23 protein-coding genes are annotated in these 25,720 nt (G+C 60.1%); 11 read left to right on the forward strand and 12 right to left on the reverse strand.

Features of this window, described 5'->3' with window-relative positions:
• Positions 1-3: 3 nt before the first annotated feature.
• Positions 4-3,453 carry a transcription-repair coupling factor gene (mfd, locus tag BFP92_RS08870; protein WP_065929184.1) on the reverse strand — a complete coding sequence of 1,150 codons (3,450 nt, stop codon included), beginning with the start codon at positions 3,451-3,453 and terminating at the stop codon, positions 4-6.
• A 340-nt stretch (positions 3,454-3,793) separates the two neighbouring features.
• On the opposite strand from mfd, the gene BFP92_RS08875 reads away from it, so the two are divergent.
• A complete protein-coding gene (locus BFP92_RS08875) occupies positions 3,794-5,257 on the forward strand; it encodes a glyceraldehyde-3-phosphate dehydrogenase (RefSeq protein WP_065929185.1) in 1,464 nt (487 codons plus the stop codon).
• Positions 5,258-5,421: 164 nt separating this feature from the next.
• Here BFP92_RS08875 and BFP92_RS08880 read toward each other — a convergent pair whose 3' ends face one another.
• Both BFP92_RS08880 and BFP92_RS08885 read right to left on the reverse strand, forming a co-directional pair.
• Complete coding sequence (locus BFP92_RS08880) at positions 5,422-6,720, reverse strand: MFS transporter (RefSeq protein WP_065929186.1); 1,299 nt, start codon at positions 6,718-6,720, stop codon at positions 5,422-5,424.
• Between the two features lie 257 nt (positions 6,721-6,977).
• On the reverse strand, positions 6,978-7,520 hold the full coding sequence (locus BFP92_RS08885) for a chalcone isomerase family protein (protein ID WP_065929187.1): 543 nt from the start codon (positions 7,518-7,520) through the stop codon (positions 6,978-6,980).
• A 235-nt stretch (positions 7,521-7,755) separates the two neighbouring features.
• On the opposite strand from BFP92_RS08885, the gene sthA reads away from it, so the two are divergent.
• Positions 7,756-9,150: a Si-specific NAD(P)(+) transhydrogenase gene (gene sthA, locus BFP92_RS08890; RefSeq protein ID WP_003189670.1), complete on the forward strand. Its 1,395-nt coding sequence runs from the start codon at positions 7,756-7,758 to the stop codon at positions 9,148-9,150.
• A 42-nt stretch (positions 9,151-9,192) separates the two neighbouring features.
• Here sthA and BFP92_RS08895 read toward each other — a convergent pair whose 3' ends face one another.
• Both BFP92_RS08895 and BFP92_RS08900 read right to left on the reverse strand, forming a co-directional pair.
• On the reverse strand, positions 9,193-9,915 hold the full coding sequence (locus BFP92_RS08895) for a glycerophosphodiester phosphodiesterase (RefSeq protein WP_065929188.1): 723 nt from the start codon (positions 9,913-9,915) through the stop codon (positions 9,193-9,195).
• A gap of 44 nt (positions 9,916-9,959) precedes the next feature.
• Entirely contained in the window at positions 9,960-10,538 is a 579-nt protein-coding gene (locus BFP92_RS08900) for a PilZ domain-containing protein (protein ID WP_065929189.1), read from the reverse strand.
• 94 nt (positions 10,539-10,632) lie between these two features.
• On the opposite strand from BFP92_RS08900, the gene BFP92_RS08905 reads away from it, so the two are divergent.
• The 3 genes from BFP92_RS08905 to BFP92_RS08915 all read left to right on the forward strand — a co-directional run bounded on the left by BFP92_RS08905 (position 10,633) and on the right by BFP92_RS08915 (position 13,883).
• Positions 10,633-11,883, forward strand: a complete 1,251-nt coding sequence (locus tag BFP92_RS08905; protein ID WP_065929190.1) for a lipoprotein-releasing ABC transporter permease subunit — start codon at positions 10,633-10,635, stop codon at positions 11,881-11,883.
• A 7-nt stretch (positions 11,884-11,890) separates the two neighbouring features.
• Positions 11,891-12,574, forward strand: a complete 684-nt coding sequence (gene lolD / locus BFP92_RS08910) for a lipoprotein-releasing ABC transporter ATP-binding protein LolD (RefSeq protein WP_020372695.1) — start codon at positions 11,891-11,893, stop codon at positions 12,572-12,574.
• Positions 12,575-12,635: 61 nt separating this feature from the next.
• Positions 12,636-13,883 carry a lipoprotein-releasing ABC transporter permease subunit gene (locus BFP92_RS08915; protein ID WP_056857275.1) on the forward strand — a complete coding sequence of 416 codons (1,248 nt, stop codon included), beginning with the start codon at positions 12,636-12,638 and terminating at the stop codon, positions 13,881-13,883.
• Positions 13,884-13,999: 116 nt separating this feature from the next.
• Here BFP92_RS08915 and BFP92_RS08920 read toward each other — a convergent pair whose 3' ends face one another.
• Together BFP92_RS08920 and BFP92_RS08925 are read right to left on the reverse strand one after the other, a co-directional pair.
• Positions 14,000-15,358: a heavy metal sensor histidine kinase gene (locus BFP92_RS08920; protein WP_065929292.1), complete on the reverse strand. Its 1,359-nt coding sequence runs from the start codon at positions 15,356-15,358 to the stop codon at positions 14,000-14,002.
• Positions 15,355-16,035 (reverse strand): heavy metal response regulator transcription factor, encoded by a 681-nt coding sequence (locus BFP92_RS08925; protein WP_065929191.1) that lies wholly within the window; start codon positions 16,033-16,035, stop codon positions 15,355-15,357. Before BFP92_RS08925 ends, BFP92_RS08920 begins: the two co-directional genes overlap by 4 nt.
• A 156-nt stretch (positions 16,036-16,191) precedes the next feature.
• Here BFP92_RS08925 and BFP92_RS08930 point away from each other — a divergent pair, with 156 nt between their 5' ends.
• Together BFP92_RS08930 and queF are read left to right on the forward strand one after the other, a co-directional pair.
• Entirely contained in the window at positions 16,192-16,713 is a 522-nt protein-coding gene (locus BFP92_RS08930; RefSeq protein WP_065929192.1) for a copper-resistant cuproprotein CopI, read from the forward strand.
• A gap of 66 nt (positions 16,714-16,779) precedes the next feature.
• On the forward strand, positions 16,780-17,610 hold the full coding sequence (gene queF / locus BFP92_RS08935) for an NADPH-dependent 7-cyano-7-deazaguanine reductase QueF (protein WP_065929193.1): 831 nt from the start codon (positions 16,780-16,782) through the stop codon (positions 17,608-17,610).
• A gap of 136 nt (positions 17,611-17,746) precedes the next feature.
• Here the strand turns inward: queF and BFP92_RS08940 are convergent, their stop codons facing one another.
• Complete coding sequence (locus tag BFP92_RS08940) at positions 17,747-18,013, reverse strand: DUF4404 family protein (RefSeq protein ID WP_058419628.1); 267 nt, start codon at positions 18,011-18,013, stop codon at positions 17,747-17,749.
• Between the two features lie 110 nt (positions 18,014-18,123).
• Positions 18,124-18,732 (reverse strand): HAD superfamily inactivated hydrolase PcrP, encoded by a 609-nt coding sequence (locus BFP92_RS08945; RefSeq protein ID WP_065929194.1) that lies wholly within the window; start codon positions 18,730-18,732, stop codon positions 18,124-18,126.
• Between the two features lie 209 nt (positions 18,733-18,941).
• Here BFP92_RS08945 and BFP92_RS08950 point away from each other — a divergent pair, with 209 nt between their 5' ends.
• Positions 18,942-19,631 (forward strand): MlaA family lipoprotein, encoded by a 690-nt coding sequence (locus BFP92_RS08950; protein WP_065929195.1) that lies wholly within the window; start codon positions 18,942-18,944, stop codon positions 19,629-19,631.
• A gap of 63 nt (positions 19,632-19,694) precedes the next feature.
• Here the strand turns inward: BFP92_RS08950 and BFP92_RS08955 are convergent, their stop codons facing one another.
• Positions 19,695-19,991 (reverse strand): PilZ domain-containing protein, encoded by a 297-nt coding sequence (locus BFP92_RS08955; RefSeq protein ID WP_065929196.1) that lies wholly within the window; start codon positions 19,989-19,991, stop codon positions 19,695-19,697.
• A gap of 276 nt (positions 19,992-20,267) precedes the next feature.
• Between BFP92_RS08955 and rssB the strand changes: the two genes are divergently transcribed.
• Both rssB and rssC read left to right on the forward strand, forming a co-directional pair.
• Positions 20,268-21,449, forward strand: a complete 1,182-nt coding sequence (rssB, locus tag BFP92_RS08960) for a two-component system response regulator RssB (RefSeq protein WP_065929197.1) — start codon at positions 20,268-20,270, stop codon at positions 21,447-21,449.
• Positions 21,449-21,931, forward strand: a complete 483-nt coding sequence (rssC, locus tag BFP92_RS08965) for an anti-sigma factor antagonist RssC (RefSeq protein ID WP_010212025.1) — start codon at positions 21,449-21,451, stop codon at positions 21,929-21,931. Before rssB ends, rssC begins: the two co-directional genes overlap by 1 nt.
• Before the next feature lie 197 nt (positions 21,932-22,128).
• On the opposite strand, the gene tal is transcribed toward rssC, so the two are convergent.
• Positions 22,129-23,055 carry a transaldolase gene (tal, locus tag BFP92_RS08970; protein ID WP_065929198.1) on the reverse strand — a complete coding sequence of 309 codons (927 nt, stop codon included), beginning with the start codon at positions 23,053-23,055 and terminating at the stop codon, positions 22,129-22,131.
• A 364-nt stretch (positions 23,056-23,419) separates the two neighbouring features.
• Positions 23,420-24,439 (reverse strand): tRNA dihydrouridine(20/20a) synthase DusA, encoded by a 1,020-nt coding sequence (gene dusA, locus BFP92_RS08975; RefSeq protein WP_065929199.1) that lies wholly within the window; start codon positions 24,437-24,439, stop codon positions 23,420-23,422.
• A gap of 102 nt (positions 24,440-24,541) precedes the next feature.
• Here dusA and BFP92_RS08980 point away from each other — a divergent pair, with 102 nt between their 5' ends.
• Positions 24,542-25,675 carry a site-specific integrase gene (locus BFP92_RS08980; protein WP_065929200.1) on the forward strand — a complete coding sequence of 378 codons (1,134 nt, stop codon included), beginning with the start codon at positions 24,542-24,544 and terminating at the stop codon, positions 25,673-25,675.
• The last annotated feature ends 45 nt before the right edge of the window (positions 25,676-25,720 follow it).

Consider the following 25,720-nt stretch of genomic DNA (forward strand, 5'->3'; position numbering starts at 1 on the left):
CCTTCAAGCAGATTTCGGGATGAGGCGCTCAAACAGCGCCTCCAGGGTATTAAAGCGTTCTTCGGCACGCTCCATCGGCACCATGAATTTGAACAGCGTAGCCCCTTCGAACTTGTAGCGGTTGGGTTGGCCCTGAATCAGTTTGATCAGCACCAATGGGTCCACCGGCGTTTGCGCCTCGAACTCGATGCGCCCACCCTGCGGCCCGGCGTCGACCTTCTTGATGCCCAGCTGTTCGGCCTGCAATTTCAGCAGCGTCAGGCGCACCAGGTTCTTGGTTGGTTCGGGCAGCAGGCCGAAGCGGTCGATCATCTCGACTTGCAAGTCCTTGAGGCCTTCTTCGTCGGTGGCCGAGGCGATGCGTTTGTACAGGATCAGCCGCGCATGCACGTCGGGCAGGTAGTCTTCGGGAATCAACGCCGGCAAACGCAGGTTGATTTCCGGGCCGCCGCCCAAGGGTTGGTCGAGGTTCGGTTGTTCGCCCTTGCGGATGGCTTTTACCGCGCGTTCGAGCATCTCCATATACAGCGTGAAACCCACCGCCTGGATCTGCCCGCTCTGGCCGTCGCCGAGCAGTTCGCCGGCGCCACGGATTTCCAGGTCGTTGGTGGCCAGTACAAAACCGGCACCGAGGTCCTGGGTATTGGCGATCGCTTCCAGGCGCTTTTCGGCATCGGAGGTGATCTGTTGGCGCGGCGGTGTCAGCAGGTAGGCATAGGCCTGGTGGTGACTGCGACCCACACGGCCACGCAACTGGTGCAATTGCGCCAGGCCGAACTTGTCGGCGCGCTCGATGATGATGGTGTTGGCGCTCGGCACGTCGATGCCGGTCTCGATGATGGTCGAGGCGATCAGCACGTTGAAGCGCTTGTGGTAGAAGTCGCTCATGACTTGTTCGAGTTCACGCTCGCGCATCTGCCCGTGGCCGATGGCGATACGGGCTTCCGGCACCAGTTCGGCGAGGTCGGCAGCGCATTTCTCGATGGTCTTCACGTCGTTGTGCAGGTAGTAAACCTGCCCGCCGCGCAGCAGTTCACGCAACAAGGCTTCCTTGACCGTGCTTTTGTTCTGCTCCATCACAAAGGTGCGCACCGACAACCGCCGTGCGGGTGGGGTGGCAATGATCGACAGGTCGCGCATGCCCGACACGGCCATGTTCAGCGTGCGTGGGATCGGCGTCGCGGTGAGCGTCAGAATGTCGACTTCGCTGCGCAGGGCCTTGAGCTGTTCTTTTTGCCGCACACCAAAGCGGTGCTCTTCGTCGATGATCACCAGGCCCAGGTTCTTGATCTTCACATCGTCCGACAGCAGCTTGTGGGTGCCGATCACGATATCGATCTTGCCCTCGGCCAGATCGGCGATGGCGGCGTTCACTTCCTTGGCGGATTTGAAGCGGCTCATCACTTCCACCGTCACCGGCCAGTCGGCAAAGCGGTCGCGGAAGCTGTTGTAGTGCTGCTGGGCGAGCAGGGTGGTCGGCACCAGAATCGCTACTTGCTTGCCACCGTGCACGGCAATAAAGGCCGCGCGCATGGCCACTTCGGTTTTGCCGAAGCCCACGTCGCCGCATACCAGGCGGTCCATCGGCTTGGGCGCCAGCATATCGGCGCGCACCGCTTCGATGGTGGTTTGCTGGTCCGGGGTTTCTTCGAAGGCAAAACCGGCGCTGAAGGTGGCGTAGTCGGCTTTCGGGTCGGCGAACGCATAGCCTTCACGGGCGGCACGGCGGGCATAGATGTCGAGCAACTCGGCCGCCACGTCGCGCACCTGTTCGGCGGCTTTGCGCTTGGCTTTCTGCCAGGTCTCGGAGCCCAGGCGGTGCAACGGCGCCAGCGCGTCGTCGCTGCCGGTGTAGCGTGCGATCAGGTGCAGGCTGGCCACCGGCACGTAAAGCTTGGCGCCTTCGGCGTATTCCATGGTGAGGAATTCGGCGGCCTGGTTGTCGATCTCCAGGGTCTGCAAACCCAGGTAGCGGCCCACGCCATGGTCGATATGCACCACGGGCGCGCCTTCGCGCAGTTCGGTGAGGTTCTTGATCACCGCGTCGTTGTTGGCGTCGGCGCGTTTTTCACGGCGACGGCGCTGCATCACGCGCTGACCGAACAGCGGGCTCTCGGCGATGAGTGCCAGCGCCGGGTCGTCCAGCAGCAAGCCTTCGTCCAGCGGTGCGATGGTGATGGCCAGGCGCTCTTTGCTGGCGACGAAATCCGGCCAGCTGTCGACGGTTTTCGGGCGCAGCTTCAAGCGTTCCAGCAGCTCCAGCAGCACTTCGCGACGGCCGGCGGATTCGGCGGTAAACAGCACACGGCCTGGGAAGTCGCCAATGAAATTCGACAGCGCTTCCAGTGGCTGGGTGGCTTTGGCCTGAATTGCCAGGTCCGGCAAGGTGCTCGCCGGGAAGCGCTCGCGGCCACTGCCGGCGTCCACGTCCTGCTGGCTGGCAACCACGCGCGGCCAGTTTTTCAGGCGGGCGAAGCAGTCTTCCACCGGCAGGAACAATTCGGCGGGCGGCAATAAAGGCCGCGACGGGTCGACGCGGCGCTCTTCGTAGCGGTTGCGCACATCGTTCCAGAAGTTTTCCGCCGCCTGCTCGATGCCCGGCAGCGAGAACACCTGGGTGTCTGCGGGCAGGTAATCGAACAGGGTGGAGGTTTCATCGAAGAACAGCGGCAGGTAGTACTCGATACCGGCCGGGGTAATCCCGCTGCTTAGATCCTGAAAGATCGGGCAGCGGCGGAAGTCGACGTCGAAGCGTTCGCGAAAGCGCGCCTTGAAGCGCGTGACCGCGTCTTTTTGCAGCGGGAATTCCCGCGCCGGCAGCAGCTTGATCGACTCGACTTTGTCGATGGAGCGCTGGTTGTCCGGGTCGAAGGTGCGCAGCGTCTCGATTTCGTCATCGAACAGGTCGATGCGGTACGGCAGTTTGCTGCCCATCGGGAACAGGTCGATCAACGCACCCCGCACCGCAAACTCGCCGTGTTCGTACACGGTGTCGACGCAACGGTAACCGCTGGCTTCCAGGCGCGTGCGCATCTGCTCCACATCGAGCTTCTGGCCGACATCCAGCACCAGGCTGCTGCCGAGCAGAAACTTGGTCGGCGCCAGGCGGTGCAGGGCGGTGGTGATCGGCACCACCAGCACGCCGTGGGCCAGTTCCGGCAGGCGGTAGAGGCTGGCGATGCGCTGGGAGATGATGTCCTGGTGCGGCGAGAACAGGTCGTAGGGCAGGGTTTCCCAGTCGGGGAAATGCAGCACCGGCAAATCGGGGGCGAAGAAGCTCAGCTCCTGCTCCAGCCGCTCGGCGCTTTGGCTGTCGGCGGTAAGCAGCAGGGTAAAGCGCTTGGCTGCGCTGGCAGCCTCGGCAATGGCCAGGCTCAGGGCGGCACCGGGCAGGTTGCCCCAGTGCTGTTTACCTGCCGCGGCAGGGAGAAGCGGTAGACGCAGAACGGGCACGGAAGGTTGAGCTCCAAGCGTTGCGACAAAGTCGGTAATTGTAGCGGTCCAAGGTGCCGCCTGTCAGTTGCTGACTGAGCCTATTACGGTTTGCAGGAAATGTAGTGGCTAAGACAAACAATGGCGGGTTTTGACTCAATATGTAGTGCCATTTTGCGTGGATGTTTCGGAGGGTTACGGACAAGTTGGCACAATCGCGGCATGGGCGCTCTGCTGAAACCCGCGTGTTCCCTGGCTTGTAGCGGGGTGGTATTTTTTTGCAAGGGCTTTTTGTTGTGCTCGGCGCATTGCTCAACGGGCAGTCGGACGACATAATGTAGCCCCTTTTTTCTGCCCCTACATGTGGAAGGTTCCCGTGACTCAGAAGCCCGACCAGTGTCTTGGTGAATGGATCGACCGTGAAGCACTCGCTGAAGCGATGATTCCGCTTATCGGTCAGCTGTACCGCAATAACAATGTGGTGAGCTCGATCTATGGCCGCAGCCTGATCAACCAGTCTGTCATCGCGATTCTCAAAGCGCACCGCTTTGCGCGTCACCGTTCCGCCGACGACAGCGAACTCTCCGTCCACGAAACATTCCCACTGCTCAAAGCCATGAGCGAGCTCAAGCTCGGCGCGGCTTCGGTAGACCTGGGCAAGTTGGCTTACAAGTTCCGCAAGGAAGGTGCCGGCCGCAGCGCCGAGCAGTTCGTGCGTGAAGAAATGGCCGATGTGGTTGGCCAGCAAAACGCCGCAGCCCGCAAAGGCACCGACGTGGTGTTGTACGGCTTCGGTCGTATCGGCCGCCTGCTGGCGCGCATCCTGATCGAAAAAACCGGTGGCGGCGACGGCCTGCGCCTGCGGGCCATCGTGGTGCGCAAAGGTGCCGAGAACGACCTGACCAAGCGCGCAAGCCTCTTGCGCCGCGACTCGGTACACGGCCCGTTCAACGGCACCATCGTCATCGATGAAGAAAACAACACCATCACCGCCAACGGTAACCTGATCCAGGTGATCTACGCGAAGAACCCGGCCGAGGTGGATTACACCCAGTACGGCATTAAAGACGCGCTGCTGGTGGACAACACCGGTGTATGGCGTGATGCCGAAGGCCTGGGCCAGCACCTGGCCTGCCCGGGTATCGATCGCGTTGTGCTGACTGCGCCTGGCAAGGGCAAGCTCAAGAACATCGTGCACGGTATCAACCACGGTGAAATCACCGCTGACGACAAGATCGTGTCCGCCGCTTCCTGCACCACCAACGCCATCGTGCCGGTGCTGAAGGCTGTGAATGACAAGTTCGGCATCGTTAACGGTCACGTTGAAACGGTTCACTCGTACACCAACGACCAGAACCTGATCGACAACTTCCACAAAGGCGATCGCCGTGGCCGTAGCGCCGCGCTGAACATGGTGATCACCGAGACCGGTGCCGCCACTGCTGCTGCCAAGGCCCTGCCTGAGCTGGCCGGCAAGCTGACCGGTAACGCGATCCGCGTACCGACGCCGAACGTGTCGATGGCCATTCTCAACCTCAACCTTGAGAAAGCCGCCACCCGTGAAGAGATGAACGAGTACCTGCGCTACATGGCGCTGCACTCCGACCTGCATAAGCAGATCGACTTCGTTAACTCGCAGGAAGTGGTTTCCACTGACTTCGTTGGCTCGCGCCACGCCGGTGTGGTGGACGCTGAAGCGACCATTAGCCAAGACAACCGCGTTGTACTGTACGTGTGGTACGACAACGAGTTCGGCTACAGCTGCCAGGTGGTTCGTGTGATGGAAGACATGGCTGGGGTTAACCCGCCTGCGTTCCCGCGCTAAGCCTTTGCGCTAAATGAAAAAGCCCCGACTGGTTCGGGGCTTTTTTGTGTCTGTTGGTTTTGTGGTGAATGTCAGGGCCTCATCGCGTGCAAGCCCGGCTCCCACAGTTTTGATATGTGAACACCTTCAAATGTGGGCGCTGGCTTGCCTGCGATAGCGGTCTATCAGGCGCCGCCAACCACCGAAGCCTGCGCCGTCCGCAATTCATGCCGATTGCCTTTAAACAGCACCAGCGTCGCAATCAACCCCAGCACCGCCGCGCCACTCAGCCAAATCCCCGGTGCCGCCTTGTTATCCAGCACATGGATCAGATAAGTACAGGCCGCCGGCGTAAACCCACCAAAGGTCGCCGTCGCCAGGCTGTAAGCCAGCGAAAATCCGGTGGTGCGCACTTCAATCGGCATGATCTCGGTAAGCGCCACCACCATCGCCCCGTTGTACGAGCCATACAGGAACGACAACCACAACAGCACAATCAGCAGGTGAGTGAAGCTCGGGTTTGCCACCAGCCACGACAGCGCCGGATACGCCGTAAGAATCGCCAGAATCGTCGCCGCGAGCAGTAAGGGTTTGCGCCCGATCTTGTCGGACACCGCGCCCATCACCGGCAGCCAGATAAAGTTGGAAATGCCCACGCACACCGTCACCAGCAACGCATCGAAGTCGGACAGGTGCAGTTCGGCCTTGCCGAAGGTCGGGGTGTAGGCGGTGATCAGGTAGAACGACACGGTGGTCATCACCACCAGCGCCATGCCGGCAATGACAATGCCGAAGTTCTGGCCGATCGAACGCACGATTTCCTGCAGGGTAGGGCGGTGTTTACGCGCCTGGAACTCAGGGGTTTCTTCCAGCGAACGGCGAATCACGAAGATCACCGGCACGATCAGGCAGCCGATCAGGAACGGCACGCGCCAGCCCCAGTCGCCCATATCTTCGGGGCTGAGCCAGTGGTTGAGGCCCACGCCGAGCAAACCGGCGAACACCACCGCAGCCTGTTGGCTGGCGGACTGCCAACTGACAAAAAAGCCTTTGCGGCCCGGCGTGGCGATTTCCGCCAGGTACACCGACACACCGCCCAGCTCGACGCCGGCGGAGAAACCTTGCAGCAAGCGGCCAAACAGCACCAGCAACGGCGCCGCAACGCCCAGGGTGGCGTAGCCAGGCACACAGGCAATCAGGATGGTGCCCGCAGCCATCAAGGCCAGGGTGATGACCAGACCCTTTTTACGGCCGTGGCGGTCGATATAGGCGCCGAGGAAGATTGCGCCCAAGGGCCGCATCAGGAAGCCGGCGCCGAAGGTCGCCAGGGACAACATCAGCGAGGCGAAGGCGCTGTCGCTGGGGAAGAAGGTTTTGGCAATGGCCGTGGCGTAGAAGCCATAGACCATAAAGTCGAACATCTCGAGGAAGTTGCCGCTGACAACGCGAAAAATCGCCTTGCCTTTGCCCGTTGTGGTGGACATGTCATGCACTCATCTTGGCTGTCTTATTAGTGATCCCTGGTCATCATTCGTCCTGGCTGCAGTTTTGTAACCATATGTGTATTGGCCACTACCGGCAATAAAAATTGATAGCAAGCTGACTAAATGCCACAAGTACCAAAGGCAGCGAGAATCAAATGTGGGAGCGGGCTTGCTCGCGAATGCGGTGTGTCAGTCAACTAATGAGTCACTGATACACCGCATTCGCGAGCAAGCCCGCTCCCACAGTGGATTTGTGATTAATTCAGGAGGGCGTTGCGCAGGCTGTCCGACAGGCCTTTGGGCGCCAGCCAGATACCGAGGTAGGCTTTCGCCAATTCATCATCGCCACTGCTGAACACCACCTGCGCATTGATCTCCAGGTCCAGCCCACGCCCAGGGCGAAAATCCAGGGCATACCGATCGCCCGTGCGGATGTTGCGGAAACTGGCGTGCAGTTGGTCCAGCTCTGGTTTCAGGCGGGCGAGGGTTGCAGCGGATTGCTGGCGTTCGAGGGTGGCCGTAGCGGCCTTGATCACATCATTGCGGTCGATGTCGCGAAAGTAATACAGCGCCAGGCGCACGGCCTTTCGCTGGTCCCAGGCCTGTCTGGCGCTGATATCCGCTGGAGCGTACAGCGCGGCTGCGTACACATCCGCCCAGAGATACACCAGCACCGCCTGGTTTTTCAGCGCCAGTTCATGAGACTGCGCCGGGAAGCCAGCCTGTTTGAGCCGGGCCGCCTCATTGGCATGCACCGAGAACGAAAAAATCATCATTAAACACAAAACCACATGCCGCATAATGGCCCCGCCTGCGAAGGTGCGTGTCAGCAGTGTAATGCCAGTTTGCAGTTCCTGTAGTAAAGGCAAGACTGGCCTACGACGCGACCAAGGGTTAATGTGCGCGGCGTTGAGCCTTATATAGACTGTGCCCCGGCTCACACACTTGAGCCAAAAATTTCCTTCATGCCCGCTGGCCGCGGCATGATTTAGCCAGGCGTCCAACCGTACGCCTGGCCTGTTCTGAGGAGTACGCATGGCTGTCTACAACTACGACGTAGTGGTACTGGGTTCCGGCCCGGCTGGAGAAGGTGCGGCAATGAACGCCGCCAAAGCGGGGCGCAAGGTGGCGATGGTCGATAGCCGTCGCCAGGTCGGCGGTAACTGCACCCACCTGGGTACCATCCCGTCCAAGGCCTTGCGTCACTCGGTGCGCCAGATCATGCAGTTCAACACCAACCCGATGTTCCGGGCCATTGGTGAGCCGCGCTGGTTCTCGTTCCCGGACGTATTGAAAAGCGCGGAAAAAGTCATTTCCAAACAAGTTGCTTCGCGCACCGGCTACTACGCCCGTAACCGCGTCGACCTGTTTTTCGGCACCGGCAGCTTTGCCGACGAGCAAACCGTCGAAGTGGTCTGCGCCAACGGCGTGGTCGAAAAACTGGTGGCCAAGCACATCATCATCGCCACCGGTTCGCGCCCGTATCGCCCGGCCGATATCGATTTCCACCACCCGCGTATCTACGATAGCGACACCATCCTGAGCCTGGGCCACACCCCGCGCAAACTGATCATTTATGGCGCCGGCGTGATCGGCTGTGAATACGCCTCGATCTTCAGCGGCCTGGGCGTGTTGGTGGAACTGGTCGACAACCGCGACCAGTTGCTGAGCTTCCTCGACTCGGAAATCTCCCAGGCGTTGAGCTACCACTTCAGCAACAACAACATCACCGTGCGCCACAACGAAGAGTACGAGCGGGTCGAAGGCCTGGATAACGGCGTGATTCTGCACCTCAAGTCGGGCAAAAAGATCAAGGCCGACGCCTTGCTGTGGTGCAACGGCCGTACCGGCAACACCGACAAGCTGGGCATGGAAAACATCGGGGTCAAGGTCAACAGCCGTGGCCAGATCGAAGTGGACGAGAACTACCGCACCTGCGTACCGAACATCTACGGTGCCGGTGACGTGATCGGCTGGCCGAGCCTGGCCAGTGCCGCCCATGACCAGGGCCGTTCGGCCGCCGGCAGCATTGTCGACAATGGCAGCTGGCGCTACGTGAACGACGTGCCGACCGGGATCTACACAATTCCCGAGATCAGCTCGATCGGCAAGAACGAGCACGAACTGACCAAGGCCAAGGTGCCTTACGAAGTCGGCAAGGCGTTCTTCAAGAGCATGGCGCGTGCGCAGATCGCTGGTGAGCCGCAGGGCATGCTGAAGATTCTGTTCCACCGTGAAACCCTTGAGGTTCTCGGCGTACATTGCTTCGGCTACCAGGCCTCGGAGATCGTGCACATCGGCCAGGCGATCATGAACCAGCCGGGTGAGCAAAATACCCTCAAGTACTTTGTAAACACCACGTTCAACTACCCGACCATGGCCGAAGCCTATCGGGTAGCGGCCTACGACGGCCTCAACCGGCTTTTTTGAGCGGCTCCGGCCGGTGGCCTGAGCCGGCCGGGGAGACCGATTTCAGTAATTCTCGAGGGTGGCAGTGGCCAAACCGGGAAAGTCTGTAATCAGGCTATCTACGCCGAAGTCGGCGAGCCTGCGCATCAGCGCAGGTTCGTTGACCGTCCACACGGACACGTGCAAACCCTGGCGCTGGGCTTTTTCCAGACGCTCGGGGGTGCACAGCGTCCAGTTCAATGCCAGGTACTCACAGCCGTAGTTTTGCGCGACCTTCAACGGGTCGAGCCAGGCGTATTCGGCCACCAGACCGCGTGACAGGTCGGGGGTGAGTTCCACCGCTGCTTTTAATACTTCCCGCGAACTTGAAGTGACGGTGACCTTGTCCATCAGGCCATGTCGCACCGCCATCTCGCGGATCGCCAACACGGTGGTCGCGGCGCGGGTGCGTGAGGCGCTTTTGACTTCCAGCTGCCAGTGATCGAAGTTGCACTGTTCGAACAGTTCTTCCAAGCGCGGAATCGGGCACGGTTTGACCCAGCCTGGGCCACCTTTGCGCGCGTCCATCTTTACCAGGTCCGCCGCCGAATACTCGACGACCTTGCCGCGCCGGTCGGCGGTGCGCTTGAGGGTCGGGTCGTGGATCACCATCAACTCGCCGTCCATGGACAGGTGCAGGTCCAGTTCGCAACGGCGTACACCGTGCTTGAGGCACTCCTGAAAGCTGGTCAGGGTGTTTTCCGGTGCTTCGCCTTTGGCACCGCGGTGGCCGTAAATCAGGGTCACAGTTGCTCCTTTGCGCCAGATAGCCTGGCGTAGTCAATACGTATTCAGAGGTCGTCGCTTTGTTCCCGCGCCAGACGGCGTTCCTGGGCCTGTTTCTGCAGGATATAGCGCGCCAGCAACTGGCGTTGGGCGTCGGTCATGGATTCGAACTCCGTGCCCACGTCAAAACTATCGCCCTTGGGGTCGCAATGCGTCACGCGTGCGCGCAGCAGCAGGCCGAGCGCCTGGGGCATCAGCACCAGTTTGACCGCCAGATGCGCGCCGGGCGCCAGGGGCGTGGGGTGTTGGAAGTCGATGCCGCCTTCGGAGATGATGACCGGCTGCGGCGCGCCGACCTCGTCCAGTAGACCACGGGCCATGATCTGGCTGAGCAGATCCACGCGTTTGTTCTGGACTTTGAGGAAGGCCGCCAGGCTGCGATCCTTCTCGCTGATCTGGCGCAGCAGGTGCTGGGCTTCGAATTCGCTGAGGTGCAGTTCGCTGAGCAGATTGAATAGCGGGGAATCATCCAGCAACACTTCCTTGCTCGCCGCTTCCGGGGCAGACAGTGTGCTGATTTGCAGTGCGATCATGTCGTCGATACGGTAGTATTCGCGGCGTTCTTCTTCATCTAATGTCGACATGGCGAACCCAAAGTAGCGGTAATGGTCTGAGTGTAAAGCTGCTTACCTGACCCCGCCACCGGGACGTCTTCTTTTCCTCCGAACAAGCCCCGACATGTTCAGACCTCTCTTCGTATTTATCGGCACGCGTTATACCCGTGCAAAGCGCCGCAATCATTTTGTGTCGTTCATTTCCCTGACCTCGATGATCGGGCTCGCCTTGGGCGTGGTCGTGATGATCGTGGTGCTGTCGGTGATGAATGGCTTCGATCATGAGATGCGCACCCGCGTGCTGGGCATGGTGCCCCACGCGACCATCGAGTCCGATGAACCCATCAACGACTGGCAAAGCCTGGCCGCCAAGGTCAAGCAGAACCCCAAGGTGGTGGCCGTTGCGCCCTTTACTCAGATGCAGGGGCTGCTGACCAACGACGGCAAGGTGCAGAAGATCCTGCTCAATGGCGTCGACCCGGCCCAGGAACGTAACGTGTCGATCATCGACAAGTTCATGTTGCAGGGCAAACTCGACGACCTGGCGCCCGGCAGCTTCGGCATCGTGATCGGCGACAAGGCCGCGGCCAAGCTCGGCGTGGGCATCGGCGACAAACTCACCTTCGTCGCGCCGGAAGTCACCGTGACCCCGGCCGGCATGTTCCCGCGCATGAAGCGCTTCACCGTGGTCGGCACCTTCCACGTCGGCGCCGGCGAAATCGACGGCTACCTGGGGCTCACCAACCTTACCGACCTGGCGCGCCTGCATCGCTGGCAGCCGGATCAGGTGCAGGGCCTGCGCCTGAAGTTCAACGACCTGTTCGAGGCACCGCGCGGCGCCTGGGAAATCGCCCAGCACCTGGGCGACTCGCAGTACTACGCCCGCGACTGGACCCGCACCCACGGCAACCTGTACCAGGCCATCCGCATGGAAAAAGCCATGATCGGCCTGCTGTTGCTGCTGATCGTCGCCGTGGCCGCGTTCAACATCATCTCCACCCTGGTGATGGTGGTGAACGACAAGAAGGGCGATATCGCCATCCTGCGCACCCTGGGCGCCACGCCGGGGCAGATCATGGCGATCTTCATGGTGCAGGGCACCGTGATCGGCGTGGTCGGCACCTTGATCGGCACCGCCGTCGGCATTCTGGCCGCGCTGAACGTCAGCGCCGCCATCGCCGCGCTGGAAAAAGTCATCGGCCACAAGTTTCTCAACGCCGACGTCTACTTCATCGACTACTTGCCGTCCCAGGTTCAGGCCCAGGACGTGTTGATGGTGGGCGGCGCCGCGTTGCTATTGAGTTTCCTTGCCACCCTGTATCCAGCCTGGCGCGCGGCACGTACCCAGCCAGCACAGGCCTTACGTTATGAGTGAATCGGGCATGAGTGAAAAAGCTATCTTGAGCTGCCGCAACCTGGGCAAATCCTACGAGGAAGGCCCGGAGTCGGTGGTGGTGTTGTCCAACCTGCAGCTGGAGCTGCATCCGGGCGAGCGCGTGGCGATCGTCGGCAGTTCCGGTTCCGGCAAAAGTACCTTGCTCAACCTGTTGGGCGGCCTGGATACACCTTCGGAGGGCAGCGTGTGGCTGGCCGGTGAAGAGCTGTCGGCACTCGGTGAAAAAGCCCGTGGCCAACTGCGCAACCGTTCGCTCGGTTTTGTGTACCAGTTCCACCATCTGCTGCCGGAATTCACCGCACTGGAAAACGTGTGCATGCCGCTGCTGATCGGCAAGACCGCGATCCCCGAAGCCCGCCAGCGCGCCAAGGCACTGCTGGAGCGCGTCGGCCTCGGCCATCGCCTGGAGCACAAACCGGCTGAACTGTCCGGCGGCGAACGCCAGCGTGTGGCCATTGCCCGTGCCCTGGTGAACAACCCCGGCCTGGTGATGCTCGATGAGCCGACCGGCAACCTCGACTCGCACACCGCGCAAGGCATCAAGGACTTGATGCTGGAACTGAGCACCCAGATGCGCACTGCGTTCCTGGTGGTGACCCATGACATGAGCATGGCCCGCCAGATGGATCGCGTGTTGCACCTGCAGGAAGGTCATCTGGTCGCCATCTGACCCGTTTCAAGCCTGGCTTTTTAAAGCCGGGCTTTTTCATTTTTTTAAACGGTGCCCGCGAATGTTCAGACCGTTATCGATTTTTATCGGCACGCGCTATACCCGCGCCAAGCGCCGCAACCGTTTTGTCTCGTTTATCTCGATGACCTCGATGATCGGCCTCGCCCTGGGCGTATTGGCAATGATCGTGGTGCTGTCGGTGATGAACGGCTTTCAGCGTGAAATGAGCACGCGCATTCTCGGCATGGTGCCCCATGCCACCATCGTCGGTGTGAACCCGATTGACAACTGGCAGCCCGTGGCCGCCGCCGCATTGAAGAACCCCGAGGTCACGGCTGCGGTGCCATTCACACAAATGGACGGCATGTTCTCCTACAAGGGCGCGATGCAGCCGATCGAGATCAGCGGCGTTGACCCGGCCCAGGAAGGCAAGGTGTCGATCGTGGCCCAGCATATCGTGCGCGGCAAACTCGAAGACCTCAAAGCCGGCGAGTTCGGCGTCGTGATCGGCGACATCACCGCACGGCGTTTTCGCCTGAACGTGGGCGACAAGCTGACCCTGATCGTGCCGGAAATCAGCACGGCCGCACCGGGTGGCATCACCCCGCGCATGCAGCGCTTGAACGTGGTCGGTATCTTCAAGGTCGGCGCCGAGCTGGATGGCTCCATGGCCCTGATCAACATGGCCGACGCCGCCGAGATCCAGCATTGGCAGCCGAACCAGGTGCAAAGCGTGCGCCTGGCGGTGAAGGATTTGTACGCAGCACCCAAGGTTTCAGCGGACATTGCCGCGAGCCTGGGCGCCGACTACAAACCGGATGACTGGACCCACACCCAGGGCAGCCTGTTCAGCGCCATGAAGATGGAAAAGACCATGATCGGCCTGCTGTTGCTGATGATCGTCGCCGTCGCTGCATTCAACATCATCGCCACCCTGATCATGGTGGTGAATGACAAAGGCGCGGACATCGCGATTTTGCGCACCATCGGCGCCACGCCACGGCAGATCATGGCGATCTTCATGGTGCAGGGCACGGTGATTGGTATCGTCGGCACCTTGATCGGCGGCGTACTGGGCGTGATTGCGGCGCTGAACGTGAGTGAACTGGTGGGCTGGCTGGAGCGCGTGACCGGGCAGCATATCTTCAGTTCGGACGTGTACTTCGTCAGCAACCTGCCTTCCGAGCTGCAAGGCGGCGATGTGCTGCTGATTTGCACGGCCGGGTTTGTGCTGAGCTTTATGGCGACGATTTACCCGGCGTATCGGGCGGCGAAGATTGAGCCGGCGCATGCCCTCAGGTATTCGTAAACGCTAAGTCGATCGTTCCCACGCTCCGCGTGGGAATGCAGCCCGTGACGCTCCGCGTCACTAAGAGCGGACGCAGAGCGTCCAGTGAGGCGTTCCCACGCGGAGCGTGGGAACGATCATCTGTGCCCTTTGGGCAACTCAATCACAAACCGCGTCCACCCAGCTTCAGACTCACAATAAATCCTCCCCCCATGCGCCCGCACAATCGACTGGGTAATCGCCAACCCCAGCCCCGCATGCTCGCTGCTGCCTTCACGGCGCGCCGGGTCTGCCCGATAGAACCGATCAAACAATTTAGGTAGCAAAGCCGCTGGAATACCTTCCCCAGTATTGGCGACAGTCAGCGTCACAGCCTGTGCGCTTTCCATGATCCGCACCCGCACCTCGCCACCCACCGGGGTAAACCGCAGCGCGTTATCCAGCAAGTTCGACACGGCCCGCCGCAACATGCCGCGATCACCCGCCGTTCGGGCCGTGCCCTCGCACACCAGATTGACCTGCGCGTCTTCGGCCAACAGCGCAAAAAACTCCAGCAACGCCCCCACTTCATCGTGCAGCGCCAGCGCTTCGCGCTTGGGCATCAGCAGGCCATGGTCGGCTTTGGCCAGGTACAACATGTCATTGACCAACTGCGCCATCCACTGCAACTCCTCCAGGTTGCTGTGCAGCGCCTCGCGGTAGTCCTCCAGCGGGCGCGGCTGGGTAAGGATCACCTGGGTGTGGGTCAGCAGGTTCGACAGCGGCGTGCGCAGTTCATGGGCGATATCGGCGGAGAAGGCCGAAAGGCGCTGGAACGCATCGTCGAGCCGACCCAGCATTGCGTTAAACGCCTGGGCGAGTTCGGCCAACTCCACCGGCATGTGCGCCTGGGGCAAGCGTTGGGTCAGGGAGTGGGCCGACACGCCGGCCGCCACTTCACTCATGCGCCGCAACGGCCGCAGCCCGCTGCGCGCAGCCCACGCGCCAAGCAGCGCGGTGGCCAGGGCGGACAAGCCGACCGTGAGCCAGATCAACCGCTGCATGCGTTGCAGAAAGTGCTGGTGGTGCGTGATGTCGAGGATCAGCGACAGTTGCGGCGAACCGGCTTGGTCGGCCAGTAACGGCGCGTTGTACACGCGATAATCGGTGCCGGCATTTTGCAGGCTGTGCAGGCCGGGCGCTGCGGGCAGCGTGACGCTCGGCGCGCCATCAAACCAGCGTTGGCCGGCGGCGCTGATGCGCAAGGCAAGGTCCGGCTGGCGGCTGAGTTCGGCACGCAGTTGCGCTTCTCGCTGAGTAAAGGACGCCAGTGAGTCGACGCCTTGCAAGGTGCTGCGCAGCGCGATCAGTTTGCCGTCGAGTTGCTGCTGGTCCAGTTCGATAAAGTGCGCTTCGCTGGCCTGGTTGAACAATACGCCAGCGATGAGCGAGACCACCGCCGTACAGCCGGCAAATAACAGGGCCAGGCGGCTGGCCAGGGACAGGCGCGCAATCAATTGCACCGTTCCTCCAGCACATAGCCCATACCGCGCACGGTGTGGATCAGCTTGGTGGGGAAGTTGTCATCGACTTTAAGGCGCAAGCGGCGGATCGCCACTTCGATGATATTGGTGTCGCTGTCGAAATTCATGTCCCACACCTGGGAGGCAATCAGGCTCTTGGACAGCACTTCACCCTGGCGGCGCAGCAGCAGTTCGAGCAAGGCGAACTCCTTGGCGGTGAGGTCGATGCGCTGGCCGTCGCGCTCGACGCGGCGCCGGATCAGGTCCAGGCGCAGGCCGGCCAGTTGCAGGGCGGTTTCCTGCGGCGTGCTGCTGCCACGGCGCAACAGGCTGCGCACCCGTGCCAGCAGTTCGGAGAAGGCGAAAGGCTTGACCAGATAATCATCGGCGCCCAGTTCCAGGCCGTGCACGCGGTCTTCCACCGCATCGCGGGCGGTGAGGAACAACACCGGGATTTCCAGGCCGGCACTGCGCACGGCGTGCAGGATTTGCCAGCCGTCGCGGCCGGGCAGCATCACGTCGAGGATCAGCAGGTCGTAATCGCCGGTCAATGCCAAATGCTGCCCGCTCGTGCCGTCGGCCACCAACTCGGTGGTAAAACCAGCCTCGGTCAGGCCCTGGCGCAGGTAGTGGCCGGTTTTCGGTTGGTCTTCAACGATCAGCAGTTTCATGGGCAACTCTTGGCAACAGGTGACGATGGGCTTTATACCGTGGGCGGCAGCGTCAGGGCGCAACCTGACAAAGTTGTAATCTAGCAGTCAGCTGGCTGGCAGCAGGGCCATCTTAAAGTGCTGAGCAAGCTGGACACACTTTTCTGGAGAAGCATCATGGCGTTGCGTACACCACTGTTATTGGCGGGCTGTTTGTTGGCATTGAGCGTTAATGCAATGGCCGACGAGGCCCACACCTATGCGTTTGGCCAGCCGGCACCGGCCGATAAAGCCACGCGCACGGTGGAAGTGACCTTGCAGGACATTTCCTTTTCGCCCAAGGCCCTGGACGTAAAGGCCGGTGAGACGGTGCGCTTTGTGCTGGTCAACAAAGGCCAGTTGCTGCACGAATTCAACCTGGGCGATGCGGCGATGCACGCCGAACACCAGAAAGAAATGCTCAAGATGCAGGCCAGCGGCATGCTCACGGCCACCGGCATGGGCAAGATGGACCACGCCGCCATGGGGCATGGCGAGATGGGCGGCATGAAGCATGACGATCCCAACAGTGTGCTGGTGGAGCCGGGCAAGACCGCCGAGCTGACCTGGACCTTCAACAAGGCCACCGGTCTTGAGTTTGCCTGCAACATTCCGGGGCATTATCAGGCGGGCATGGTCGGCAAACTGACCGTTGAGTGAGGCGATTCTTAAGGGCGGGAGCAAAGGCTGTTAGACTGGCGCGGTTTATTTAGCCAGGTTTCCGCCATGCATCCCGCAGCCGAACATTCGCCGCTGGGCAAGTCCAGTGAATACATCTCCACCTACACGCCATCGCTGCTGTTCCCGATCCCTCGCGCCGCCAAATGGGCCGAGCTGGGGCTGACTGCCGAAACGCTACCTTATAAAGGCGTGGATTTCTGGAACTGCTTTGAACTGTCGTGGTTGCTGCCATCCGGCAAGCCGGTGGTGGCCATCGGTGAGTTCAGCATCCCGGCCGAGTCGCCGAACATCATCGAGTCCAAGTCGTTCAAGTTGTACCTCAACTCGCTGAACCAGACCGCGTTTGCCGACACGCAGAGCCTTGAAGCCACCTTGCGCACCGACCTCAGCGCCGCCGCCGGCCTGCCTGTGAGTGTGCGCATCCGCAGCCTGGCCGAGGTTGAGGCTGAAGGCGTGATGGCGTTGCCGGGGGCGTGCATTGATGACCTGGACATCAGCGTCAGCAACTACGAGCACCCGCGCCCGGAACTGCTGCGGTGCGACGACTCGCGCATCGTCGAGGAGAGCGTGCACAGCCACCTGCTCAAATCCAACTGCCCGGTCACCAGCCAGCCGGATTGGGGCAGCGTGGTGGTGGAATACCGTGGCCACGCGCTGGATCACGCCAGTTTGCTGGAATATATCGTGAGCTTCCGCCAGCACTCGGACTTTCATGAGCAGTGCGTGGAGCGCATCTTTCTGGACCTGCAGCGGTTGCTCAAACCGGAGAAGTTGACGGTGTATGCGCGCTATGTGCGGCGCGGTGGGTTGGATATCAACCCGTATCGCAGCACGGAGAATGTGCAGTTCCAGAATGTGCGCCTGGCGCGTCAGTAACCCTCACACAAAACAACTGTGGGAGCGGGCTTGCTCGCGAAGGCAGTGTGTCAGTCGATAGATTCTTAACTGATACACCGCTTTCGCGAGCAAGCCCGCTCCCACATTTTGGTTCTGTGTTTGGCTTGGGGCCGGGTTAGATCCCGATATTGCCCAGGGTCACCACAATATTGCGCAAGGTCCCGGCAATACCTGGGTGGTCCAGCTCGAAGCGTTCCACCGCCAGGTTCACGCCATCAGCAATGCTTGGGTCCTGGATAGCGCCTTCCAGCGGTTCCTGAACTTCAAGTTCGGCAATCAATGATTCCAGCTCGTCGCGTTTCTCCGCCGACATCAACGGGTCGCTGTTCAATTGCTCGCGCAATTCTCTGACTTGGTCTTTCAGCTGTTCGCGGGCAGGCATGACGTTCTTCCTTTTATCGATAGGCACTGGCATAGACCGCGGCTCGCCGTGAAAGGTCTACGGGCTGACCTGTAGATTAATCCACCGGCGCCTTGAGTGCATGATCTCTATCAGGGCTTCTCGCCTTTAAGCTGGCGCAGGCTGATATCCGCCAGGCACGTGCCCAGCTCGCCAAGGTGATCGATCACCGAATGCACGCCCAGCCCATACAACGCCACCGTGGCTTTACCGCGCTTGTGCTCGCGTTGCTGCTCGGTCAGCGCCTGCCATTGTTCCGGCGACAGGCCGCACAGCGAGCCGCAGGACGCCAGGCCGATGGTCCACAACCCGGCATTGAGGCCCGATTGCAGCAAACGCGGCTCGCCGCTGACCAGCACACAACCTTCGAGGCGTTGGATATTCAGTTCCATCAAGGCTTGCCAGCAGGCGTGCGGCGCCGGCCAGCGGATCGTGGAGGGTGGCGTCGCTTTGAGCCACGCGGGCAGGGCAGCCGCCAGCGGGGTGGTGACCGCGGCGGGCAGTTCATCCAGCCAGGCGCAGGGCACGCCCTGGTCCTTGAGGCTGCGCAGAATCTTCAGCGCGCCGGGCGTAGCCTGGGAGCCGGGGTTGGGCGAGTCGGTGCGGGCCTGGGAACCGAAATCCACCAGGCAGCCACTCAGGCCAAACAGTACGGCAGTCAAGGTGGGAGCGCTGGCGACGGCAATTTCGGCGTGAGGCATTTCGACTTCCCTGAAATAACTATCCTGAAATAGCTACGACGCTATCCGCGCTGCATGACAAGCGGATGACACTTAACCTGTTTGTAGGAATTTTGTGCATTTTGCGTATGTCGATTCCTCGTTACTGCCTAAATCCACCCATCCGTCATATACTGACAGTCTTATTCAGGGCATAGCGCCCATGACAGACCATTCAAGGAGCCAAAGCTATGCGCTGGAGCCAGTACTTCGCTCAGCTATCTGTGTGTGCAACCATCCTGCTCGCCCCGTTCGCGGCCCAGGCTGCGTCGGAAGACGATCCATGGGAAAGCGTCAACCGCCCGATCTTCACCTTCAACGACACCGTTGATACCTACGCGCTCAAGCCGATTGCCCAGGGTTATCAATTTGTAACCCCGCAATTTGTGCAAGACGGCATCCACAACTTCTTCCGCAACATCGGCGATGTCGGCAACCTGGCCAACAACGTGCTGCAGCTCAAGCCGCACGCCGCCGGTGTAGACACCGCGCGCCTGTTGATGAACACCACCTTCGGCGTGCTCGGCTTTGTTGATGTCGGCACCAAAATGGGGCTGCAACGCAGCGATGAAGACTTCGGCCAAACCCTCGGCTACTGGGGCGTCGGCAGCGGTCCTTACGTGATGCTGCCGCTGCTGGGCCCAAGCACCCTGCGTGATGCGCCGTCCAAATACGTCGACAGCTACACCCAACCGTACCGCTACATGAACGATATCGGCTGGCGCAACAGCACCTTCGGCCTGAACATCGTTGATACCCGTGCCAGCCTGCTCGACAGCGAGAAGCTGATCACTGGCGACAAGTACACCTTTATCCGTAACGCTTACCTGCAGAACCGTGAGTTCAAGGTAAAAGACGGCAAGGTCGTCGACGACTTTTAAGCCGTGACGTTTTGAAATGAAAAAAAGGCGACCGCTATAGGTCGCCTTTTTTGTGCGCGGTTTTCAACGCATTTTCAAGATCCTGAGGCCCAGATGCTGGCGCTCGCCATCGTTTTTGGCCCACACCACCTCGGTGTCCGCTTCCAGGCCCGCAAGGGCGGCGTGCTCCGAATCGATGCGCACGGTCAGTGGGTCTCCCACCTGAAACTGGCGGGGTGCCTCAACCTGCATGCCGGAGCTGGAAAGGTCCACGCAAACCCCGGCAATCTCTTGCCCGGCGTGGATCAAAGACACATCGGCATCCACGCGCATGCGGATGAAATCGCGTTTTTCTTCGTAGCCGCGCTCATGTTCGCTCACGGGTTCCATCCTTACTTTGTGTTGTGGTGGTGACTGTTCTTATAACTCCCGGTGATTTGCGGTGTAAAGACGCCCGGCGACCATCGGCATGAGCTTGAAACCCCTGACGGATGGGAGTACCGTCTGCGCCTTAGAAGGGCACCTCTGCTTTACCGTTGTGCATGGGAGAAATCCCAATGCTTTGTAGGACAGAGAGGCTAGAAAGCGAATCCAGTACGTGAGCCCGGCCATTGCCGAGCCGCCTACGCCAACCTAATTCTGGCGCCGTTTGCCCACATGCAAAAAACCAGTGCCACGCTGCTGATAATCGATGACGACGAAGTAGTGCGCGCGAGCCTCGCGGCCTATTTGGAAGACAGTGGCTTCAGCGTCCTGCAGGCCAGCAATGGCCAACAGGGTCTCCAGGTGTTCGAGCGCGACAAGCCCGACCTCGTGATCTGCGACCTGCGCATGCCCCAGATGGGCGGCCTTGAGCTGATTCGCCAGGTAACCGAGCGTGCGCCGCAGACACCAGTGATTGTTGTGTCCGGTGCCGGCGTGATGAACGATGCTGTCGAGGCCCTGCGCCTGGGCGCCGCCGACTACCTGATCAAGCCCCTGGAAGACCTGGCGGTGCTGGAGCACTCGGTGCGCCGCGCGCTGGACCGTGACCGCCTGCTGCTGGAAAACCAGCGCTATCGCGAAAAGCTCGAAACCGCCAACCGCGAACTCGAAGCCAGCCTCAATCTGCTCCAGGAAGACCAGAACGCCGGTCGCCAGGTGCAGATGAACATGTTGCCGGTGAGCCCGTGGACCATCGACGAATTCAATTTCGCGCACCAGATCATCCCATCGCTGTACCTGTCGGGTGATTTCGTCGACTACTTCCGCGTCGATGAGCGACGTGTGGCGTTCTACCTGGCCGACGTATCCGGCCACGGCGCATCTTCTGCTTTTGTGACCGTGTTGTTGAAGTTCATGACCACACGGCTGTTGTTCGAATCCAAGCGCAATGGCACCTTGCCGGAGTTCACTCCCTCCCAGGTGCTCGGCCACATCAATCGGGGCCTGATCAGCTGTAAGCTGGGCAAGCACGTGACGATGGTCGGCGGCGTTATTGATGAAGAAACCGGTCTTTTGACCTACAGCATCGGCGGCCACCTGCCGATGCCGGTTTTATACACTCCCGACAGTGTGCGTTACCTGGAAGGCCGTGGTTTGCCGGTGGGCTTGTTTAACGAAGCCACCTACGAAGACCACATCCTGGAACTGCCGCCGACGTTCAGCCTTACGCTGATGTCCGACGGCATCCTGGACCTGCTTCCAGAGCCTACACTCAAAGAGAAAGAAGCCGCCTTGCCCCAAAAGGTCAAGTCGGCGGGCGGCAGCCTGGATGGTCTGCGGCAAGTTTTTGGATTGGCCACGCTAGGGGAGATGCCGGATGATATCGCCCTATTGGTGTTGAGCAGGAATCTTTGATGAGTACCGGAAGAATCCAATTCGCCGAGCAAGACGGGACCTTCGTCCTGAAGTTTGTGGGTGAAGTGCGCCTGACCTTGTGTTCGGCGCTGGATGCGACGATTGAGCGGATCTTCACCGCGCTGAACTTCTCAGCGATCGTGATCGATCTGACCGAAACCCGCAGCATCGATAGCACAACCCTGGGCCTTTTGGCCAAGTTGTCCATTCTGTCTCGGCAGAAGGTCGGCCTGTTGCCGACGGTGGTCACCACCCACGAAGACATCACCCGGCTGTTGCAGTCCATGGGCTTTGATCAAGTGTTCAACATCGTTGACCGCCCGATCCCGTGCCCGGAATGCCTGACCGACCTGCCTTCGCAAGACCAGTCCGAGGAGATCGTACGGGTCAAGGTGCTGGAAGCGCACAAGATTTTGATGGGCTTGAACGAGTCCAACCGCGAAGCCTTCCACGACCTGGTCAACGCCCTAGAGCGCCACTGACCTTCAGTTGAAACCCAATCCAATGTGGGAGCGGGCTTGCTCGCGAATGCGGTGTGTCAGTCAGAAAATTCATAACTGACCCACCGCATTCGCGAGCAAGCCCGCTCCCACAGTTTGAACGGTGACTGGCTTGAGATCAGCAAACACAAAAAAGGGCGGCACCCTCACAGGTGCCGCCCTTTTTGTCGCTGCCTGCCTTACAGCTTGGCAGTCAACAACGCCTCCAGCTTCTCCTGGTCGCGAGCAAACTGACGAATCCCCTCCGCCAGCTTCTCCGTCGCCATCGCATCCTCGTTGGACTCCCAACGGAACTGCGCTTCAGTCAGATGCACCCGCGCTTCACCGGCATGGCCTGGCGCCAACTTGCGCTCCAGCTTGCCTTCATCGGCGGCCAGCTTCTCCAGCAGGTCCGGGCTGATGGTCAGGCGGTCACAGCCGGCCAGCTCTTCAATCTGGCTGAGGTTACGGAAGCTTGCACCCATGACTACGGTTTTATAGCCATTGGCCTTGTAGTAGTTGTAGATGCGCGTCACCGACTGCACGCCCGGATCTTCCGAGCCGGTGTAGTCGTTGCCGTTGGCCTTCTTGTACCAGTCGTAGATACGGCCCACGAACGGCGAAATCAGGAACACACCGGCTTCGGCGCAGGCCACGGCCTGGGCAAACGAAAACAGCAGCGTCAGGTTGGTCTGAATGCCTTCTTTTTCCAGCTTCTCCGCCGCGCGGATGCCTTCCCAGGTGGAGGCGATCTTGATCAGCACACGGTCACGGCCTACGCCGGCTTTGTCGTACAGGTCGATCAGACGGTGCGCACGCTTGAGAATTGCGGCTTCATCGAACGACAAGCGCGCATCCACCTCAGTGGAAATACGGCCCGGCACCACTTTGAGAATCTCTTGACCCACCGCCACCGCAAAACGGTCACTGGCCAGGCCCACGTCACCGTTGCAGTCCTTAACGCACTCATCCAGCAGCTTGGCATAGCCTGAGATCGAAGCGGCCTTGAGCAGCAGGGAAGGGTTGGTGGTGGCGTCTTGCGGCTTGAGCTTGGCGAGGGTGGAGAAATCGCCGGTATCGGCTACAACGGTGGTGAATTGCTTGAGTTGTTCCAGCTTGGAAGTCATGGGCGTGCTCTGTCCTGTGGGTCTGATGACATTACCCGAGCGCCGACAAGCGCTCAAGGGCGCAAATACATTCGGTCGTTTGCGCGGGCAACAACCTGAAAACAGCCGTTTGAATCACCGGCCATACTGCTAAATAGGAGACCAAAACCCCCGACAGGTTCAACCCACTCTACCGATCGTTCCCACGCTCCGCGTGGTAACGCATCCTGGGACGCTCTGCGTCCCGCCACCCACGCACGGCTCAAGCCCTGCATTCCCACGCAGAGCATGGGAACGATCATCACCCACAACTGTGGGAGCTGGCTTGCCCGCGAAAGCGGCCTGTCACCCACCAAACCCACCCACTGACACCCACCCTGCCAAATCACCGCCCCTCCAACAACTCCCCAGCCTGATCCAACAACGCCAATGGATCACTCGCCTTATGAATATCCACCGACAACAACTGCCTGAACCGCCGAGCCCCCGGAAACCCAGTCCCCAGCCCCAACACGTGCCGAGTAACATGATGCATCGCCCCACCGCTGGCCAAATGCTCGGCAATATAAGGCCGCAACTGCGCCAACACCTGCGCCCGACTCACCACCGGCGCCGCACTGCCAAACAACTGCTGATCCACCTGCGCCAACACATACGGATTGTGATAAGCCTCCCGCCCCAACATCACCCCATCAAACACCTGCAAATGCTCCTGGCACTGCTCCAGCGTCTTGATGCCGCCGTTCAGCACAATCTCCAACGCCGGGAAATCCTGCTTCAACTGCGCCGCCACGTCATACCGCAACGGCGGAATATCCCGATTCTCCTTCGGCGACAACCCCTCCAGAATCGCAATCCGCGCATGCACCGTAAAACTCGTACACCCCGCATCCCTCACCGTCCCAACGAAATCACACAACTCGGCATAACTGTCCCGCCCATTGATCCCGATACGATGCTTCACCGTCACCGGAATCGACACCGCATCCCGCATCGCCTTCACACACTCCGCCACCAGGGCCGGGTGCGCCATCAAGATCGCGCCGATCATATTGTTCTGCACCCGATCACTCGGGCAGCCGACGTTCAAGTTCACTTCATCGTAACCGGCAGCCTCAGCCATGCGTGCGCAGGCGGCCAGGTCGGCGGGGACGCTGCCGCCCAGTTGCAGCGCGAGTGGGTGCTCGGCTTCGTTGTGACGTAGGAAGCGCTCGTGGTCGCCGTGGAGGATCGCGCCAGTGGTGACCATCTCGGTGTAGAGCAGGGCGTGCTTGGAGAGCAGGCGCAGGAAGTACCGGCAGTGGCGGTCGGTCCAATCCATCATCGGCGCCACGCTAAAACGGCGTGACGGCTCTGAGCGGTAAAGGCTAGCGTTTACTGGAGATTCGGCTTTTTCGAAATTCATTAATACTGATCTTTTATACAGCAGTTTTTACCCGTTTTCCCTTGTTTTCTAAAGTCGGTTGCTACATTGTAGCGATCGAATTTGGCAATGTAGCAACTGGAAATGGGCACGATCACAGCACGTAAGCGCAAGGACAACTCAACAGCCTACACGGCGCAGATACGGATCAATCGGGATGGCAAGACAGTTTATCAGGAAAGCCAAACCTTCGACCGTAAGCAGGTAGCTCAGGCCTGGATTAAGCGACGGGAGACGGAGCTGGCCCAGCCAGGTGCTATTGAGCGGGCGAATCGGAAGGGGGTGACGATCAAGAAGATGATCGAGCAGTACCTGGATGAGTACGAGAAGATCCGGCCGCTGGGGAAGACGAAGAGCGCGACTTTAAGCGCGATCAAAGATACCTGGTTAGGTGAGTTAGAGGATTCAGCGCTGAACAGCCAGAAGCTAGTGGAGTATGCGCAGTGGCGGATGAGCGAGGAAGGCGGCGGTGTGCAGGCGCAGACGGTTGGTAATGATCTGTCGCACCTAGGCGCTGTGTTGTCTGTGGCGCGGCCGGCATGGGGCTATGAAGTCGATTCTCATGCAATGCCTGACGCTCGCAAGGTCTTGCGCAAGCTTGGCATGGTCAGCAAGAGCAAAGAGCGTAATCGCCGGCCCACACTCGATGAGTTGGACAAGCTCATGGGGCATTTCTTCGAGATGCAGAAGCGCCGGCCGGATTCTATTCACATGCCGAAGATGATTGCATTCGCACTGTTCTCTACACGCCGGCAGGAAGAGATCACGCGTATACGTTGGGAGGATCTCGACCTTGTTCGGCAGGCGGTGCTCGTGCGAGACATGAAGAATCCTGGGCAAAAAATCGGTAATGACGTGTGGTGTCATTTGCCGGATGAGGCCTGGGCGATCCTGCACAGCATGCCTAAGACTGATCGGGAGATCTTTCCTTATAATGCAAAGTCCGTTTCAGCCTCTTTCACAAGGGCTTGTCCTTTGCTTGAGATCGAGGATCTGCACTTCCATGACCTTCGACATGAGGGCGTTAGTCGTCTTTTTGAGATGGACTGGGATATCCCTAGGGTCTCAAGCGTGTCCGGCCACAGAGATTGGAACTCTCTGAGGCGTTACACTCATTTGAGGGGGCGAGGAGATGCTTACAGGGGGTGGAAATGGGCCGCGAAAATAGGATGCGATGCTCAGTCAATACTATCGCATTCAGCAAAAAGTAATGGCTAAATGACACAGGTCGTCATATTCTGTGAGAAAATCACGGAAGACGAC

The organism is Pseudomonas sp. 58 R 3 (assembly GCF_900006605.1).
Lineage (GTDB): Bacteria > Pseudomonadota > Gammaproteobacteria > Pseudomonadales > Pseudomonadaceae > Aquipseudomonas > Aquipseudomonas salomonii.

Excerpts from the sequence above, each read along its gene's own strand:
- queF (WP_065929193.1), top strand. The coding sequence starts at position 16,780 with ATGCATCCCGCAGCCGAACATTCGCCGCTGGGCAAGTCCAGTGAATAC.
- BFP92_RS08880 (WP_065929186.1), bottom strand. The coding sequence starts at position 6,720 with ATGTCCACCACAACGGGCAAAGGCAAGGCGATTTTTCGCGTTGTCAGC.
- BFP92_RS08900 (WP_065929189.1), bottom strand. The coding sequence starts at position 10,538 with ATGTCGACATTAGATGAAGAAGAACGCCGCGAATACTACCGTATCGAC.
- BFP92_RS08940 (WP_058419628.1), bottom strand. The coding sequence starts at position 18,013 with ATGCCTGCCCGCGAACAGCTGAAAGACCAAGTCAGAGAATTGCGCGAG.
- BFP92_RS08980 (WP_065929200.1), top strand. The coding sequence starts at position 24,542 with ATGGGCACGATCACAGCACGTAAGCGCAAGGACAACTCAACAGCCTAC.
- rssC (WP_010212025.1), top strand. The coding sequence starts at position 21,449 with ATGAGTACCGGAAGAATCCAATTCGCCGAGCAAGACGGGACCTTCGTC.
- BFP92_RS08885 (WP_065929187.1), bottom strand. The coding sequence starts at position 7,520 with ATGCGGCATGTGGTTTTGTGTTTAATGATGATTTTTTCGTTCTCGGTG.
- BFP92_RS08925 (WP_065929191.1), bottom strand. The coding sequence starts at position 16,035 with ATGAAACTGCTGATCGTTGAAGACCAACCGAAAACCGGCCACTACCTG.
- BFP92_RS08950 (WP_065929195.1), top strand. The coding sequence starts at position 18,942 with ATGCGCTGGAGCCAGTACTTCGCTCAGCTATCTGTGTGTGCAACCATC.
- dusA (WP_065929199.1), bottom strand. The coding sequence starts at position 24,439 with ATGAATTTCGAAAAAGCCGAATCTCCAGTAAACGCTAGCCTTTACCGC.
- BFP92_RS08875 (WP_065929185.1), top strand. The coding sequence starts at position 3,794 with ATGTGGAAGGTTCCCGTGACTCAGAAGCCCGACCAGTGTCTTGGTGAA.
- BFP92_RS08930 (WP_065929192.1), top strand. The coding sequence starts at position 16,192 with ATGGCGTTGCGTACACCACTGTTATTGGCGGGCTGTTTGTTGGCATTG.
- lolD (WP_020372695.1), top strand. The coding sequence starts at position 11,891 with ATGAGTGAAAAAGCTATCTTGAGCTGCCGCAACCTGGGCAAATCCTAC.
- BFP92_RS08915 (WP_056857275.1), top strand. The coding sequence starts at position 12,636 with ATGTTCAGACCGTTATCGATTTTTATCGGCACGCGCTATACCCGCGCC.
- tal (WP_065929198.1), bottom strand. The coding sequence starts at position 23,055 with ATGACTTCCAAGCTGGAACAACTCAAGCAATTCACCACCGTTGTAGCC.
- rssB (WP_065929197.1), top strand. The coding sequence starts at position 20,268 with ATGCAAAAAACCAGTGCCACGCTGCTGATAATCGATGACGACGAAGTA.
- BFP92_RS08945 (WP_065929194.1), bottom strand. The coding sequence starts at position 18,732 with ATGCCTCACGCCGAAATTGCCGTCGCCAGCGCTCCCACCTTGACTGCC.
- BFP92_RS08905 (WP_065929190.1), top strand. The coding sequence starts at position 10,633 with ATGTTCAGACCTCTCTTCGTATTTATCGGCACGCGTTATACCCGTGCA.
- sthA (WP_003189670.1), top strand. The coding sequence starts at position 7,756 with ATGGCTGTCTACAACTACGACGTAGTGGTACTGGGTTCCGGCCCGGCT.